Source organism: Pseudomonas brassicacearum, assembly GCF_003732265.1.
GTDB lineage: Bacteria > Pseudomonadota > Gammaproteobacteria > Pseudomonadales > Pseudomonadaceae > Aquipseudomonas > Aquipseudomonas brassicacearum_D.
In genome coordinates this window covers 212,425-226,536 of the sequence record NZ_MOBK01000007.1, presented here as the reverse complement: position 1 = coordinate 226,536, position 14,112 = coordinate 212,425, and the positions used below count along the sequence as shown (strand labels likewise).

Sequence of the window (14,112 nt, the reverse complement as noted above, 5' to 3'; positions counted from 1 at the left end):
GCCTTTGTGTCGAGTGACTCACCTGTGGCGATGCGGCGTTCCGACAAGCCCCCTCGCCACAAAGCAAGCTCGCTCTCTTCTCGGCCAGTGGCCCAACATTTTCTAGAGAACCCCTTTGGCCCACCCCGCCCAACGCCGCTGGTATCCCCTGGTCTTCGCCATCGCTGCGCTGGTCTTGTTGCCCCTCAGTGTTTTACTGCTGTCCTGGCAATCCATCGATCAACAGATCTGGTCCCACCTCTGGGACACGCAGATGCCGCGCCTTTTGGGCAACACCCTGACCCTGATAGTCGGCGTCGGGGTCGGCGTCACTTTGCTCGGCGTCAGCCTCGCGTGGCTGACCAGCCTCTGTGAGTTCCCCGGCCGGCGCTGGCTGGACTGGGCCCTGATGCTGCCGTTTGCGATTCCGGCCTACGTGCTGGCGTTTGTCTTCGTCGGCCTGCTGGATTTCGCCGGCCCTGTGCAAACCCTGATGCGCGAGTGGTTTGGCACCGGCCTGAGGTTGCCGCGTGTGCGCTCCACCGGCGGGGTCATTGTCGTGCTGGTGCTGGTTTTCTATCCCTACGTCTATCTGCTGGCCCGCACCGCGTTCCTCGCCCAGGGCAAAGGCTTGATGGAAGCCGCCCGGGTGCTCGGTCAATCGCCGTGGCAGGCGTTCTGGCGAGTCGCCTTGCCGATGGCGCGCCCGGCCATTGGCGCGGGGGTGGCGTTGGCGCTGATGGAAACCCTGGCGGATTTTGGTGCGGTATCGGTGTTCAACTTCGACACGTTCACCACCGCCATCTACAAAACCTGGTACGGATTCTTCAGCCTTTCCACCGCCGCCCAACTGGCCAGCCTGTTGCTGTTGGTGGTGATGGTTGTGCTCTACGGCGAACGTCGTGCTCGCGGGGCCAATCGGGCGAGCAACGAACGGCCGCGGGTCAAGGCGCTGTATCACTTGCGGGGTTTCAAGGCGCTGGCGGCGATGAGCTGGTGCGGTCTGGTGTTTGCCTGTGCGTTCGTCATTCCGATGCTGCAACTGCTGGTGTGGTTCTGGCAGCGCGGGCGTTTCGATCTGGATGAGCGTTATACCGGCCTGATTCTTCACACTTTGTACTTGGGCGGCATGGCGGCGCTGATCACGGTCAGCGTTGCCCTGGTGCTGGCGTTTGCGCGACGCCTGGAACCGACCCGAACGATCCGCGCCGGCATCGGCCTGGCCAACCTCGGCTATGCCTTGCCGGGTTCGGTGTTGGCGGTGTCGATCATGCTGGCGTTCAGTTACCTGGATCGCGAGCTGGTGGTCCCTTTGTCCGGCTGGCTCGGCGGCGCTGGCAAGCCTTTGCTGCTGGGCAGCCTGTCGGCGTTGTTGCTGGCCTATCTGGTGCGTTTCATCGCAGTGGCATACGGGCCACTGGAAAGCAGCCTGGCGCGTATACGGCCATCTTTGCCCGAAGCAGCACGTAGCCTTGGCGTCAGTGGGCCACGACTGTTTTTCAAGGTGTATCTGCCATTGTTGTTGCCGGGCACGTTGAGCGCCGCGTTGCTGGTGTTCGTCGATGTGCTCAAGGAAATGCCCGCCACCCTGCTGATGCGCCCGTTTGGCTGGGACACGCTGGCCGTGCGGATCTTTGAAATGACCAGCGAAGGGGAGTGGGCGAGGGCGTCTTTGCCGGCACTGACGCTGGTTTTGGTCGGCCTGTTACCGGTCATCGGATTGATTCGACGTTCGGCGCATCGAAACAGCTAGGTGCCAGTCCTACACCTTGCGGCTACAATGCGCGGCATTCGGTGCGGTCCGTCTGACAGACCCGGTAGCTGAAATCGGCTGAAAGCCTTCTATTTCAAGGTTTTCACCCCGTGCAGCGCCTGTCCGCACCTTCGCCACGCCCGGAAGGAGAAACCCATGGGACAGCGTACGCCTCTGTATGACCTTCATCTCGCCCTCGGCGCGAAGATGGTCGATTTTGGCGGTTGGGATATGCCTCTGCATTACGGCTCGCAGGTCGAGGAACACCACCAGGTGCGCCGCGATTGCGGGGTTTTCGATGTATCCCACATGACCGTGATCGATGTCAGCGGCCCCCAGGCCAAGGCCTGGCTCCAGCATTTGCTGGCCAATGATGTCGAACGCCTGCACAGCCCCGGCCGTGCCTTGTACAGCACCATGCTCAATGAGCGCGGCGGCATCGTCGACGACATGATCGTCTATCGCCTCGACGACGGTTATCGCCTGGTGGTCAACGCCTCCACCCGCAATCAAGACCTCGCCTGGATGCAGGCTCACCTCGATGGCTTTGATGTGCAGCTCAACGAGCGTGCAGAGCTGGCGATGCTGGCGATTCAAGGCCCTCATGCCCGTCAAAAAATCTGCGAACTGGTCTCCCAGGCGCGCAGCAATCTGATCCAGCTGCTCAAGCCATTCGAAGGCCAGCCGGAAGGTGACTGGTTCATCGCCCGTACCGGTTACACCGGCGAGGATGGATTGGAAATCGTTCTACCGGCTGATCAAGCTCCAGGATTTTTCAACGACCTGGTCGGCGCGGGCATTTCCCCCATCGGCCTGGGTGCGCGGGATACCTTGCGGGTCGAAGCCGGCATGAACCTCTACGGTCAGGACATTCATCAAGATGTATCGCCACTGGCGTCCAATATGGCCTGGAGCATTGCCTGGGAACCGGCCTCTCGCCAGTTCATCGGGCGCACCGCCCTGGAAGCCGAACGGGCCGGCGGCGTACAGCACAAACTGGTGGGACTGGTCCTTGAGGAGCGCGGTGTTTTGCGCGCTCATCAAGTGGTCCGCATCGCCAATGTTGGCGAAGGGGAGATCACCAGTGGTAGTTTCTCTCCTACGCTTAGCAAGTCGATAGCACTGGCGCGCGTGCCGATGGCAACTGCCGACCGCGCAGAAGTGGAAATCCGTGGCAAGTGGTACCCGGTCCGAGTGGTCAAGCCGACCTTCGTACGCCATGGCAAAACCTTGATCTAACCTTTTTTGGCGGACTACGACCGCTGACATTTTTCTTGAGGACACAGAACATGAGCGATATTCCTGCCGACCTGCGTTTTGCCGAAAGTCACGAATGGGCCCGCCTGGAAGCCGACGGCACCGTCGCCGTGGGCATTAGCGATCACGCGCAGGAAGCGCTGGGTGATGTGGTGTTCGTCGAGCTGACTGAAGTCGGCAACAAGTTTGCTGCTGAAGATCAGGCGGGCGTCGTTGAATCGGTGAAAGCCGCCTCCGACATCTACTCCCCGATTGCCGGTGAAGTGATTGCGGTCAACGAAGAACTGAGCGCCAACCCGGAACTGCTCAACACCGACCCGTACGGCGCGTGGATCTTCAAGCTCAAGCCAAGCAACACCGCTGACCTGGAAAAACTGCTCGATGCGGCCGGCTACAAGGCTGCGATCGGCGAGTAATTCTCGCCCTGCGAAATCCAATGTGGGAGCGAGCCTGCTCGCGAAAGCGGTGTGTCAGCAAACATTTATGCCAGCTGACACTCCCACTTCGCGAGCAGGCTCGCTCCCACAGGTTTTATCGCTTCAGAACTGCCTTGACCGCTGCCACCGAACGCTCGACATCCGCTTTGCTCATCGCCGTGAACATCGGCAACGACACAATCAAACGGCCGACCCGCTCGGCGACCGGGAACATCCCCTCCTTGAACCCGCGTTCGCGGTAAAGGCTCAGCAAGTGAATCGGCGGATAGTGATAGCCGATACCGACGCCCAACGCCTGCATCTGCTCCATGAAAGTCGCCCGTGCTGGCAAGCCATCCCCTCGCTCCGGCAACACCAGCTGGAACAAATGCCAGTTGCTGTTCTCGAAATCCGCCGGGGGCAGTTGAGCCCCGTACTGCGCTTCGAAATCCTCACCAAAACACGCGAAATAGTGCCGTGCCAGTTCGCGGCGATGGGTCGTGATGGCTTCGATGTGAGCAAATTGCCCAAGGCCGATGGCCGCCGCGACGTCGGTCATGTTGAACTTGCCGCCCAACACATCGACATCCAGGCCATCGAAACCGCTGCGGGTCACGCCCTGCAGACGGTACTTCTGCGCCAGTCGCACTTCCTCATCATTGTTCAACACCAGGCAGCCGCCCTCTGACGAGGTGACGTTCTTGTTCGCCTGGAAACTGAACGACACGAAATCACCGGTCGAGCCGATGCGCTGGCCGTTCCAGCTCGAACCCAAGGCTTGTGCGGCGTCTTCGACAATCCGCAATCCGTGTTTTTTGGCGATCGCATACAACCGGCTCATGTCCACCGGCAAACCGGCGAGGTACACCGGAATGACCGCTTTGGTCCGCGGCGTGATTGCGGCCTCCAACTGATCCAGGTCGATGTTGCGGGTGATCGGGTCGATGTCGGCAAACACCGGCGTGGCACCGACTTCCAGAATGACGTTGGCGGTGGCCACCCAGGAAATCGGCGTGGTGATCACTTCATCGCCCGGTCCGACCCCGGCAATGCGCAGGGCGATTTCCATGGTGCAGGTGCCGGAATTGAAGGTGAGCACCGGGCGCCCGCCAAAAAAATCCGAGAGTTGTTGCTCAAAGGCCTGGACCTTGGGGCCGCTGGTAATCCAGCCCGAGCGCAATACGTCGCCCACCGCGGCAATCGTCGCTTCATCGATGGTGGGTTTGGAGAACGGCAGGAAAGGCTGTTGGCTCATAAATTCAGGCACCTGATCAGCGGACATTAGGCAGATGCCCAGCATGATGTCCGCAATGGTCGTCGGCGCCAAGCCATCCGCCCGGATATCGACTGCTATGCTGGTTTGACCGTGTTGCATCGACGCTGAGCGCCAGTCAAGAGAGAGCCCGTCATGTCCCAGTTGCCGTCCCTGAGCCAGTTACGCGACCCCAATGCCTTTCTGCGCCGCCACCTCGGGCCCGATGCCGCCGAGCAGCAGGCGATGCTCGACAGCCTCGGCCTTGGCAGCCGGGTCGAACTGATCGAGCAGACGGTGCCGCCGGGTATCCGCCTGAACCGCCCACTCGACCTTCCACCCGCCCTCGATGAGCAAGCCGCGCTGGCCAAGCTGCGTGGCTACGCCGAGCAAAACCAGGTCTGGACCAGCCTGATCGGCATGGGCTACCACGGGACCCTGACGCCGACCGTGATTGTGCGTAACGTCCTGGAAAACCCCGGTTGGTACACCGCATACACGCCTTATCAGCCAGAGATTGCCCAAGGCCGGCTCGAAGCGCTGCTGAATTTCCAGCAACTGACCATCGACCTCACCGGCCTGGATCTGGCCAACGCGTCCTTGCTGGATGAAGCCACAGCCGCCGCTGAAGCCATGGCGCTGGCCAAGCGGGTTGCCAAGTCCAAAAGCAATCTGTTCTTCGTCGACCAGAACTGCCATCCGCAGACCATCTCCGTGGTACAGACCCGTGCCGAAGGCTTCGGCTTCGAGCTGATCATCGACACTGTGGATAACTTGAAACAGCACCAGGTGTTCGGTGCCCTGCTGCAATACCCCGACACCCATGGCGAGATCCACGATCTGCGGCCGTTGATCGATCACCTCCATGCTCAGCAAGCCCTGGCGTGTGTTGCCACTGATTTGCTGAGTTTGCTGCTGCTGACCCCGCCGGGAGAGTTGGGCGCCGATGTGGTGTTTGGCTCATCCCAGCGTTTCGGCGTGCCCATGGGCTACGGCGGACCGCACGCGGCGTTTTTTGCCAGCCGCGATGAGTACAAGCGGGCAATTCCCGGGCGGATCATCGGCGTGTCCAAGGATGCTCGCGGCAATGTTGCCTTGCGCATGGCCCTACAAACCCGCGAGCAACACATTCGCCGGGAGAAGGCCAACTCGAACATTTGCACCGCGCAGGTGTTGCTGGCCAACATCGCCAGTTTCTACGCGGTGTACCACGGTCCTGAAGGGCTCAAGCGCATTGCCCAGCGTGTGCATCGCTTGACCTGCATCCTCGCTGCCGGCCTTGAGCGGCATGGCGTCAGCCGCCTCAACCAGCACTTCTTTGACACACTGACCCTGGACGTCGGCGGCACCCAGACCGCGATCATCGAAAGCGCACAAGCGGCGCAGATCAATGTGCGGATTCTGGGGCGAGGACGGTTGGGGTTGAGCCTCGATGAAACCTCCGACGAAACCACCGTCGCCAAGTTGTTCGATGTGTTCCTTGGCGCCGATCATGGTTTGAATGTCGACGATCTGGACGCTGAAACGCTGGCGTCCGGCATTCCTGACGGACTGCTGCGCGCCTCGCCTTATCTGCGTCACCCGGTGTTCAATGCGCACCACAGCGAAACCGAGATGCTGCGCTACCTCAAGCAACTGGAGAACAAGGACCTCGCCCTCAACCAGTCGATGATCCCGCTGGGCTCCTGCACCATGAAACTTAACGCGACCAGCGAGATGATTCCCATCACCTGGCCGCAGTTCGCCAACCTGCACCCGTTCGTGCCGAAGGAACAGGCCGTGGGTTATTCGCTGATGATCGAAGAGCTGGAACGCTGGCTCTGCGCGATCACCGGTTTCGATGCGATTTGCATGCAACCCAACTCCGGCGCCCAGGGCGAATACGCCGGGTTGCTGGCAATTCGCAAATACCACGAGAGCCGACACCAAGGGGCGCGGGACGTCTGCCTGATTCCGTCTTCGGCCCACGGTACCAACCCGGCCTCGGCGCAAATGGCCGGGATGCGCGTGGTGATTGTCGAGTGCGACGAAGCCGGCAACGTTGATCTGGATGACCTCAAGCAAAAAGCCTCGGAGGCGGGGGACAAACTCGCGTGCCTGATGGCGACGTATCCATCGACCCACGGCGTTTACGAGGAAGGCATCAGCGAGATCTGTGACGTTATCCACAGCCACGGCGGCCAGGTGTACATGGATGGCGCCAACCTCAATGCCCAGGTTGGCCTCGCCCGCCCGGCGGACATTGGCGCCGACGTCTCGCACATGAACCTGCACAAGACCTTCTGTATTCCCCATGGCGGCGGCGGGCCGGGCATGGGGCCGATTGGTGTGCGGGCGCACCTGGCGCCGTTCGTGGCCAATCACCCGGTGGTGCCCATCGACGGGCCATTGCCGCAGAACGGCGCCGTGAGCGCGGCGCCTTGGGGCAGTGCGAGCATTTTGCCGATCAGCTGGATGTACATCGCGATGATGGGGCCGCAACTGGCGGACGCCAGCGAAGTGGCGATCCTCGCCGCGAATTACCTGGCGCAGCATTTATCCGGGGCGTTCCCGGTGCTCTACACCGGTCGCAACGGGAGGGTAGCTCACGAATGCATTCTGGATTTGCGCCCGCTGAAGGCGCTGACCGGCATCAGTGAAGAAGACGTTGCCAAGCGCCTGATGGATTACGGTTTCCATGCGCCGACCATGTCGTTTCCCGTGCCGGGGACGTTGATGGTCGAGCCGACCGAAAGTGAATCGAAGGCCGAGCTGGACCGGTTCATCGGAGCGATGCTGAGCATCCGTGCGGAAATCAGCGAGGTGGAAAACGGCAATTGGCCGGCCGAGGACAACCCGCTGAAGCGTTCACCGCACACCTTGGCGGACATCACCGGGGTGTGGGAGCGGTCGTACAGCATCGAGCAAGCGGTGACGCCGGATGCGCACACCCGACAGCACAAATACTGGCCGGTGGTGAACCGGGTGGATAACGTTTATGGCGACCGGAATCTGTTTTGCGCCTGCGTCCCGGTGGATGACTACCGCTGAACTACCGAAACACAAATTCCCCTGTGGGAGCGAGCCTGCTCGCGAAGAGGGCGTGTCAGTCGACATTGATGTTGCCTGTTACACCGCCTTCGCGAGCAGGCTCGCTCCCACAGGGGATGATTTTCAGGGCAAAAAAATGCCGCTCAGTGAGCGGCATTTTTGTATCGATGGACTTACTTCGAAGCGACGGCGTTCTTCGCCAGAATCGCATTCGCCAGTTCCATGTCCGTCGCCTGCAGGCCCGGGTTGTCGGCGCGGACTTTCTGCATCGCCGCTTCCAGGTAAGGGCCGCGAATGCCGCCGTCACTGGCAACAAAGCTCCCTGCATCGTCCTGGGCCGCGACGATCAGTTTGTGATCCTTGAACGTCAGGTAGGTCGAGCCGGTGGTCGCACCCGACGAAAGGACGTTAGTCCAAAAGCTATCGGCCATCGCGGAACCGACTGGAAGGGACAGCAGCGCGACGGTGGCGACAGCAAGTTTGAAACGCATGATGGGTGACTCCACTGGGTTAACTACACGGCCTTGGATAGCCATCCCCCCATCCAGTTCCATACACCCGCGTCTACTTTTGCTCGCTCTGCGGCGTCACGCGCAGCACCTCTTCGATCGTGGTCAAACCCGCCGCCACTTTCTGCGCGCCCGACAGCCGCAAGCTGCGCATACCCTCCTTGAAGGCCTGACGCCGGATCGCCAGCAGGTCGGTGTCCGGGTTGATCAACGCTTTGACGCCGTCTGTGAGTTGCATGATTTCGTAGACCCCGGCGCGGCCGTGATAGCCGGTGTCGCGACATTCCAGGCAGCCGATGGCGCGTTGTGCGTTGCTCGGCAGCGGGGCTTGCCAGGGTTTGGTCAAGGTTTGCCAATCCTCTTCGCCCAGTGTCAGTGGCGCCTTGCAGTGGGGGCACAACGTTCGCACCAGACGCTGGGCCATGACGCCCAGCACCGTGGCTTTGATCAGGTAATGCGGCACGCCGAGTTCCAGCAGGCGACTGATCGCGCTCGGTGCGTCGTTGGTGTGCAGCGTCGAGAGCACCAAGTGACCGGTGAGCGCCGCCTGAATCGCCATCTCGGCGGTTTCGAGGTCGCGAATCTCGCCAATCATGATGATGTCCGGGTCTTGCCGCATCAGTGCGCGCACGCCGGCGGCGAAGGTCAGGTCGATGTTGTGCTGGACCTGCATCTGGTTGAACGCGGGCTCGACCATTTCAATCGGGTCTTCGATGGTGCAGAGGTTGACCTCGGGCGTCGCCAGTTTTTTTAGCGTGGTGTACAGCGTGGTGGTCTTGCCGGAACCGGTCGGCCCGGTGACCAGAATGATGCCGTTGGGCTGACGGGTCATGTCCTGCCAGCGGCGCAGGTCCTCGGCGGAAAAGCCCAGCTGATCGAAATCCTTGAGGAGCACTTCCGGATCGAAAATCCGCATGACCATTTTTTCGCCAAACGCCGTCGGCAATGTCGACAACCGCAACTCGACTTCGCCGCCGTCCGGGGTCTTGGTTTTCACCCGGCCGTCCTGGGGTTTGCGCTTTTCCGCGACGTTCATCCGCCCCAGGCTTTTCAGGCGACTGACGATGGCCATGGTCACTTGCGGCGGGAATTGATAGACGTTGTGCAACACGCCGTCGATGCGAAAACGCACCGTGCCTTGCTCACGTCGGGGTTCGATGTGGATATCGCTGGCGCGCTGCTGGAAGGCGTACTGAAACAGCCAGTCGACAATGTTGACGATGTGCGCGTCATTGGCGTCCGGCTCCTGGTCGCTGGCGCCGAGGTTGAGCAGCTGTTCGAAGTTGCCCAGGTTAGACGCCTGCTGATCGGCGTTGCTGGCGCCGCTGACCGATTTGGCCAGGCGGAAAAACTCCACGCTGAAGCGCTGAATGTCGACCGGGTTGGCCACGACCCGTTTGATCGGCAGCTTCAGCACGTGGGTCAGGTCGGCTTCCCAGCCGCTGACGTAAGGCTGGGCGCTGGCCACGGTCACCGCATCGCGGTCGATCGACACCGCGAGAATCTTGTGGCGCTGGGCAAAGGCGTAGGACATCAGCGGCGTGATGGCCGCGACGTTGATCTTCAGTGGATCAATGCGCAAGTAAGGCTGGCCGGCCTGCTGCGACAGCCACAGGGTCAGGCTTTCCAGGTCCAGGTGTTTGCCGGGACGGCTGAGATCGTCGAGCTGTTGGCTGGCGATGAATTCCAGCGGATGCATCTGACCATGGGCGGCGTGGCGGCGGCGGGCGTTGAGCGCGTGCTCGGCCGAGTCCTGGCTGATGAAGCCTTGGGCGACCAGTTCGCGCAGCAAATCATTGAGATCCAGCCAGCGGTCCTGAATGGCAAGTTGAACGGACATGCGGGCTCCTCATGAACAACAGTCCGCAAAGGATAGTCGCGCAGCCGTCGACCGTTGGGCCACTACCCGACGAAGCCGTGTCGGGGTTTTTCAGCCTGCCGCCTGGGCCAGTTGATCCCACGCTGCCTCAGCGGTTTGCAACTCGACCGAGCAGACGCTGATCAGGTTACGTAATTTTTCTGCAATGACTTGGGCGCGGTGCCAACTGAGACCGTCCATGACGATATCGATCGACAGCAAATCCTCCTGGCGCTGCACGTTGACCTGTTGCGGCGTCAAAAACTGCAAGGCGAACAGATTGAGCGCCCGGCACAGCAGATCCGGCTCGGCCTCGGCCAGCAGTTGGTAATGAACGCGGCAGTGGGCGTTGCCGACGTTCCAGACATCAGCGCGGGTGGACGGGGTGTGGACGGCTTCTAGGTGCGGCATGGTCGGACTCCAAAATCACTGGAGGAATTTTTACATTCGTTGCCGGGCATTTCTTATCTATGATTGGGCTAATTGACGATTCATCGAATCGTTTAATTCGAATAACGGACGATTGAAGGTTTTCCTATGCAAAGCGAGCTGGATGGCTACGACCGCAAGATTCTCGCGTTGCTGCAAGAGGACGCTTCGCTCTCCAGCGCGCAGATTGCCGAACAGGTAGGGCTGTCGCAGTCGCCGTGCTGGCGGCGAATTCAGCGGATGAAGGAGGAGGGGATCATTCGTGGGCAGGTCACGCTGCTGGACCGCAAGAAGATCGGCCTGAACACGCAGATCTTTGCCGAGATCAAACTCAACGCACACGGGCGTTCGAACTTCACTGAATTCACCGAGGCGATTCGCGGCTTTCCCGAGGTGCTGGAGTGTTATGTGCTGATGGGGTCGGTGGATTTTTTGCTGCGGATCGTCACGGCGGACATTGAGGCGTATGAGCGGTTTTTCTTTGAAAAACTGTCGATGGTGCCGGGGATACAGGAAGTGAACTCGATTGTGGCGTTGTCGGAGATCAAGTCGACGACGAGTTTGCCGGTCTGAGTTTTGCGGTGAATGTGCTGGCCCCTTCGCGAGCAAGCCCGCTCCCACCTTCGACCGCATTCTTCTGCGAGAACTCGATTAAATGTGGGAGCGGGCTTGCTCGCGAAGGCGGTTTTACATACGCAGCAGCATTTTCCAGGCACGATTCTGATACACCGCAATCGCCTGCTGCTTACGCGCATCCAGCGATTCATCGGTGATCGGCTCGTTGGCCAGTTGCGCCAGCTGTTTCAGCTCACCGTACAGGCGATCCATCTCCGGGATATCCAGCACGCCACGGGCATGGTGCAGCCACGCCTGAATGCGCTCGATGCGCGGCAGTTGCTCGGCCAGATCTTCCGGCTGTTGCTGATAACGCTGCAGTTGCAGGGACGTTGCTTCTTCACCCAGCAAACGTGGCAACCAGCTACCCAGTTGCGCAGCGCCTTGGCGATTGCCGCGAACGTTACGATCAGCCGCCCAGGTGCGAGCCAACAACCAACGCGAAGTGTTCAGCGAGAACAGGCCCCAGCGCGGGTCTTCCAGCTCTTCGAGGAATTGTTCCGGTGCGGCTTTGCGCACGTCTTCGTCATCGATACCGGCCTGTACCAGCGGACGCCAGTCTTCGAGCAACGCATCCAGCGCCAGGCGCAGGTCGTGTGTCGACTGACGTGGAGCGGCCTGGCCCAGGCTGCTGAGCAAAGCACGCAATTCAGCGAGGTTTTCGACCCAGTCCAGCAACAGGCGCCAGTGGCCATTGAAGCGATATTGCTCGGCCAGGCGTTGGCTGCTGCCCAGCAAATGCCAGCTCAACGCGGCGAAGGCATCGTCCAGCGGGGTTTCGGCGGTGATTTGCGGCGCCGGCAGGCTCAGCGAATAGCTGTTGGCGTCGTACAGGCGATAGCCGCGCTCAGCCTTGCTGATGTCACACGGCATCAATGCCAGGGTCGCGGCCAGTTCGGCGGCCAATTCCAGCAGGGCAGCCGGCTCGCCTTCGCGCAATTCCAGTTCCAGCTCGCAGATCTCTTCTTTCTGCTTGCCGACGATCACGTGGCCCAGGTCCAGCGCGGCTTCGATGACCACTTTGGTCTTGCCGCGGCCCCAGGCGATTTCAGCGCGTTCGCGAACGAAATCGGTGGTGAAGATCGGCTTGAGGGTTTTCTTGTCCAGCTCGGCCAGCTCTTCAGGCCAGCATTCGCCGTCGAGTTTCTTCACGTCGAGCTTGGCTTTGGGCAGGTTCCAGTCGTATTCGTTACGCTCGGACAAACCGGCAACACTCTGGCCGCGGGTCTTGAGCGTCTGAATCACTTCTTCGCCATCGCGGCGCAGGCGCAGGGCAACCTTGGCGCGGGCCAGGTCGCGCTCAGGCGTGTCGAAGTACTGATTCATCAACTCACGGCGTTCCCAGCCACTTTTGTTGCGTTTTTTCAGGAGCGGGTGCTCGCGCAGGGCGGCGAGGGTTTCGCGGCTGACGCGGAGCTTGATTTCGGTTTCTTTCTGCATGGCCGGAAAATCCAGGATCGGGAGCGCAGCCGGGGGAATGTGTGGCTGCCAAGGTCGTGCAGTGTACAGGAGTGAGCGTTCCTACGCGCCGCGACGGTTTATTCCTGTCGCCAGATGGTTCTATGATGGACTTCAATTCGGGAGTTGGAGTCAGCGATGCCTTTGCCGTCCATGAAAGATCAGTTCGCTGCACTGATCGCTGCGCCGTCGGTGAGTTGCACTCAACCGAATCTGGATCAGACCAACCGCCCGGTGATCGATTTGCTGGCGACGTGGCTGGGTGATCTGGGTTTTGCCTGTGATATCCAGCAAGTCAGCCCCGGCAAGTTCAACTTGCTCGCCAGTTTTGGTTCCGGCCCCGGTGGCCTGGTGCTGGCCGGCCACAGCGACACGGTGCCGTTCGACGGCGCGTTGTGGCAGACCGATCCGCTGAAACTCACCGAAGTCGATGGTCGCTGGGTGGGCCTGGGCAGTTGCGACATGAAGGGCTTTTTCGCCCTGGCCATCGAAGCGGTGATCCCGCTGCTCGATCAGCCGTTCAAGCAACCGCTGCTGATCCTCGCGACCTGCGATGAAGAAAGCTCGATGTCCGGTGCTCGCGCCCTGGCCAAGGCCGGTCGTCCATTGGGCCGCGCAGCGGTCATTGGCGAGCCGACCGGGCTGAAGCCGATCCGCATGCACAAAGGCATCATGATGGAGCGCATCGACATTCTCGGTCAGAGCGGCCATTCCTCGGACCCACGCCTGGGCCACAGCGCTCTTGAAGCGATGCACGACGCGATCGGCGAACTGCGGGGCCTGCGCCTGTTGTGGCAGCGCGAATTCCGCAATCCGCAGTTTGGCGTGCCGACGCCGACCATGAACTTCGGCTGCATCCATGGCGGCGACAACCCTAACCGTATCTGCGGTCAATGCTCGCTGGAGTTCGACCTGCGGCCCTTGCCGGGCATGGATCCCAAGGCTTTGCGTGCGGAGATTCTGCAGCGGCTAAAACCGGTTGCCGAGCGCCATCAGGTGAAGATCGAGTACGCACCGCTGTTCCCCGAGGTGCCGCCCTTTGAGCAGGCCGAAGACGCGGAATTGGTGCGGATCGCTGAAAAGCTTACCGGCCATGGCGCCGAAGCAGTGGCGTTCGGCACCGAAGCGCCTTATCTTCAGCAACTTGGCTGCGAGACACTGGTGCTCGGCCCGGGCGATATCGCCTGCGCCCACCAACCGGGGGAATACCTCGAAATGTCACGTTTACAGCCTACGGTGCATCTATTGCGTCAGTTGATTCAACATTACTGCCTGACACCGGCCAGTTGAGCGACATCTAAATGTGGGAGCGGGCTTGCTCGCGAAAGCGGTATGTCAGACAACATTGAATTGAATGACACGGCCCCTTCGCGAGCAAGCCCGCTCCCACAGGGTTTTGTTTTGGCTGACTAACCGTATAAATTGCCAGTGTCCCAACCCGTATTCATGAGGAGAGCGCGCGTGTCGCCAAGCCTGTTCCGACGATAACCATCAGCCCGCTGTGCGTTTTCAGTTTCGCCCATTTTTTGGCTGCTATTTATTACAGGCCCAGGTTC

11 protein-coding genes are annotated in these 14,112 nt (G+C 60.8%); 6 read left to right on the top strand and 5 right to left on the bottom strand.

Annotated features, from left to right (window positions below; all coding sequences use genetic code 11):
• The first annotated feature begins 115 nt into the window (after window positions 1–115).
• The 3 genes from BK660_RS20410 to gcvH all read left to right on the top strand — a co-directional run bounded on the left by BK660_RS20410 (window position 116) and on the right by gcvH (window position 3,405).
• A complete protein-coding gene (locus BK660_RS20410; protein ID WP_123434820.1) occupies window positions 116–1,732 on the top strand; it encodes an ABC transporter permease in 1,617 nt (538 codons plus the stop codon).
• Between the two features lie 156 nt (window positions 1,733–1,888).
• Complete coding sequence (gcvT, locus tag BK660_RS20405; RefSeq protein ID WP_123434819.1) at window positions 1,889–2,971, top strand: glycine cleavage system aminomethyltransferase GcvT; 1,083 nt, start codon at window positions 1,889–1,891, stop codon at window positions 2,969–2,971.
• Window positions 2,972–3,021: 50 nt separating this feature from the next.
• Window positions 3,022–3,405: a glycine cleavage system protein GcvH gene (gene gcvH / locus BK660_RS20400; protein WP_123434818.1), complete on the top strand. Its 384-nt coding sequence runs from the start codon at window positions 3,022–3,024 to the stop codon at window positions 3,403–3,405.
• Window positions 3,406–3,520: 115 nt separating this feature from the next.
• On the opposite strand, the gene BK660_RS20395 is transcribed toward gcvH, so the two are convergent.
• Entirely contained in the window at window positions 3,521–4,660 is a 1,140-nt protein-coding gene (locus BK660_RS20395; protein ID WP_123434915.1) for a DegT/DnrJ/EryC1/StrS family aminotransferase, read from the bottom strand.
• Window positions 4,661–4,813: 153 nt separating this feature from the next.
• On the opposite strand from BK660_RS20395, the gene gcvP reads away from it, so the two are divergent.
• Entirely contained in the window at window positions 4,814–7,687 is a 2,874-nt protein-coding gene (gcvP, locus tag BK660_RS20390; RefSeq protein WP_123434817.1) for an aminomethyl-transferring glycine dehydrogenase, read from the top strand.
• Between the two features lie 173 nt (window positions 7,688–7,860).
• Here the strand turns inward: gcvP and BK660_RS20385 are convergent, their stop codons facing one another.
• From BK660_RS20385 to BK660_RS20375, 3 genes are all read right to left on the bottom strand, one after another.
• Entirely contained in the window at window positions 7,861–8,178 is a 318-nt protein-coding gene (locus BK660_RS20385) for a DUF2388 domain-containing protein (RefSeq protein WP_027926468.1), read from the bottom strand.
• Window positions 8,179–8,251: 73 nt separating this feature from the next.
• Window positions 8,252–10,036, bottom strand: coding sequence for a type IV pilus assembly ATPase TfpB (gene tfpB, locus BK660_RS20380; RefSeq protein ID WP_123434816.1), 1,785 nt, complete (start codon window positions 10,034–10,036; stop codon window positions 8,252–8,254).
• 90 nt (window positions 10,037–10,126) lie between these two features.
• Complete coding sequence (locus tag BK660_RS20375; protein WP_123434815.1) at window positions 10,127–10,465, bottom strand: hypothetical protein; 339 nt, start codon at window positions 10,463–10,465, stop codon at window positions 10,127–10,129.
• A 126-nt stretch (window positions 10,466–10,591) separates the two neighbouring features.
• Between BK660_RS20375 and BK660_RS20370 the strand changes: the two genes are divergently transcribed.
• A complete protein-coding gene (locus BK660_RS20370) occupies window positions 10,592–11,056 on the top strand; it encodes an Lrp/AsnC family transcriptional regulator (protein WP_027926471.1) in 465 nt (154 codons plus the stop codon).
• Between the two features lie 114 nt (window positions 11,057–11,170).
• On the opposite strand, the gene BK660_RS20365 is transcribed toward BK660_RS20370, so the two are convergent.
• A complete protein-coding gene (locus BK660_RS20365) occupies window positions 11,171–12,538 on the bottom strand; it encodes a CYTH domain-containing protein (protein ID WP_123434814.1) in 1,368 nt (455 codons plus the stop codon).
• Between the two features lie 156 nt (window positions 12,539–12,694).
• Between BK660_RS20365 and argE the strand changes: the two genes are divergently transcribed.
• Window positions 12,695–13,846, top strand: a complete 1,152-nt coding sequence (gene argE / locus BK660_RS20360; RefSeq protein ID WP_123434813.1) for an acetylornithine deacetylase — start codon at window positions 12,695–12,697, stop codon at window positions 13,844–13,846.
• Window positions 13,847–14,112 lie beyond the last annotated feature (266 nt).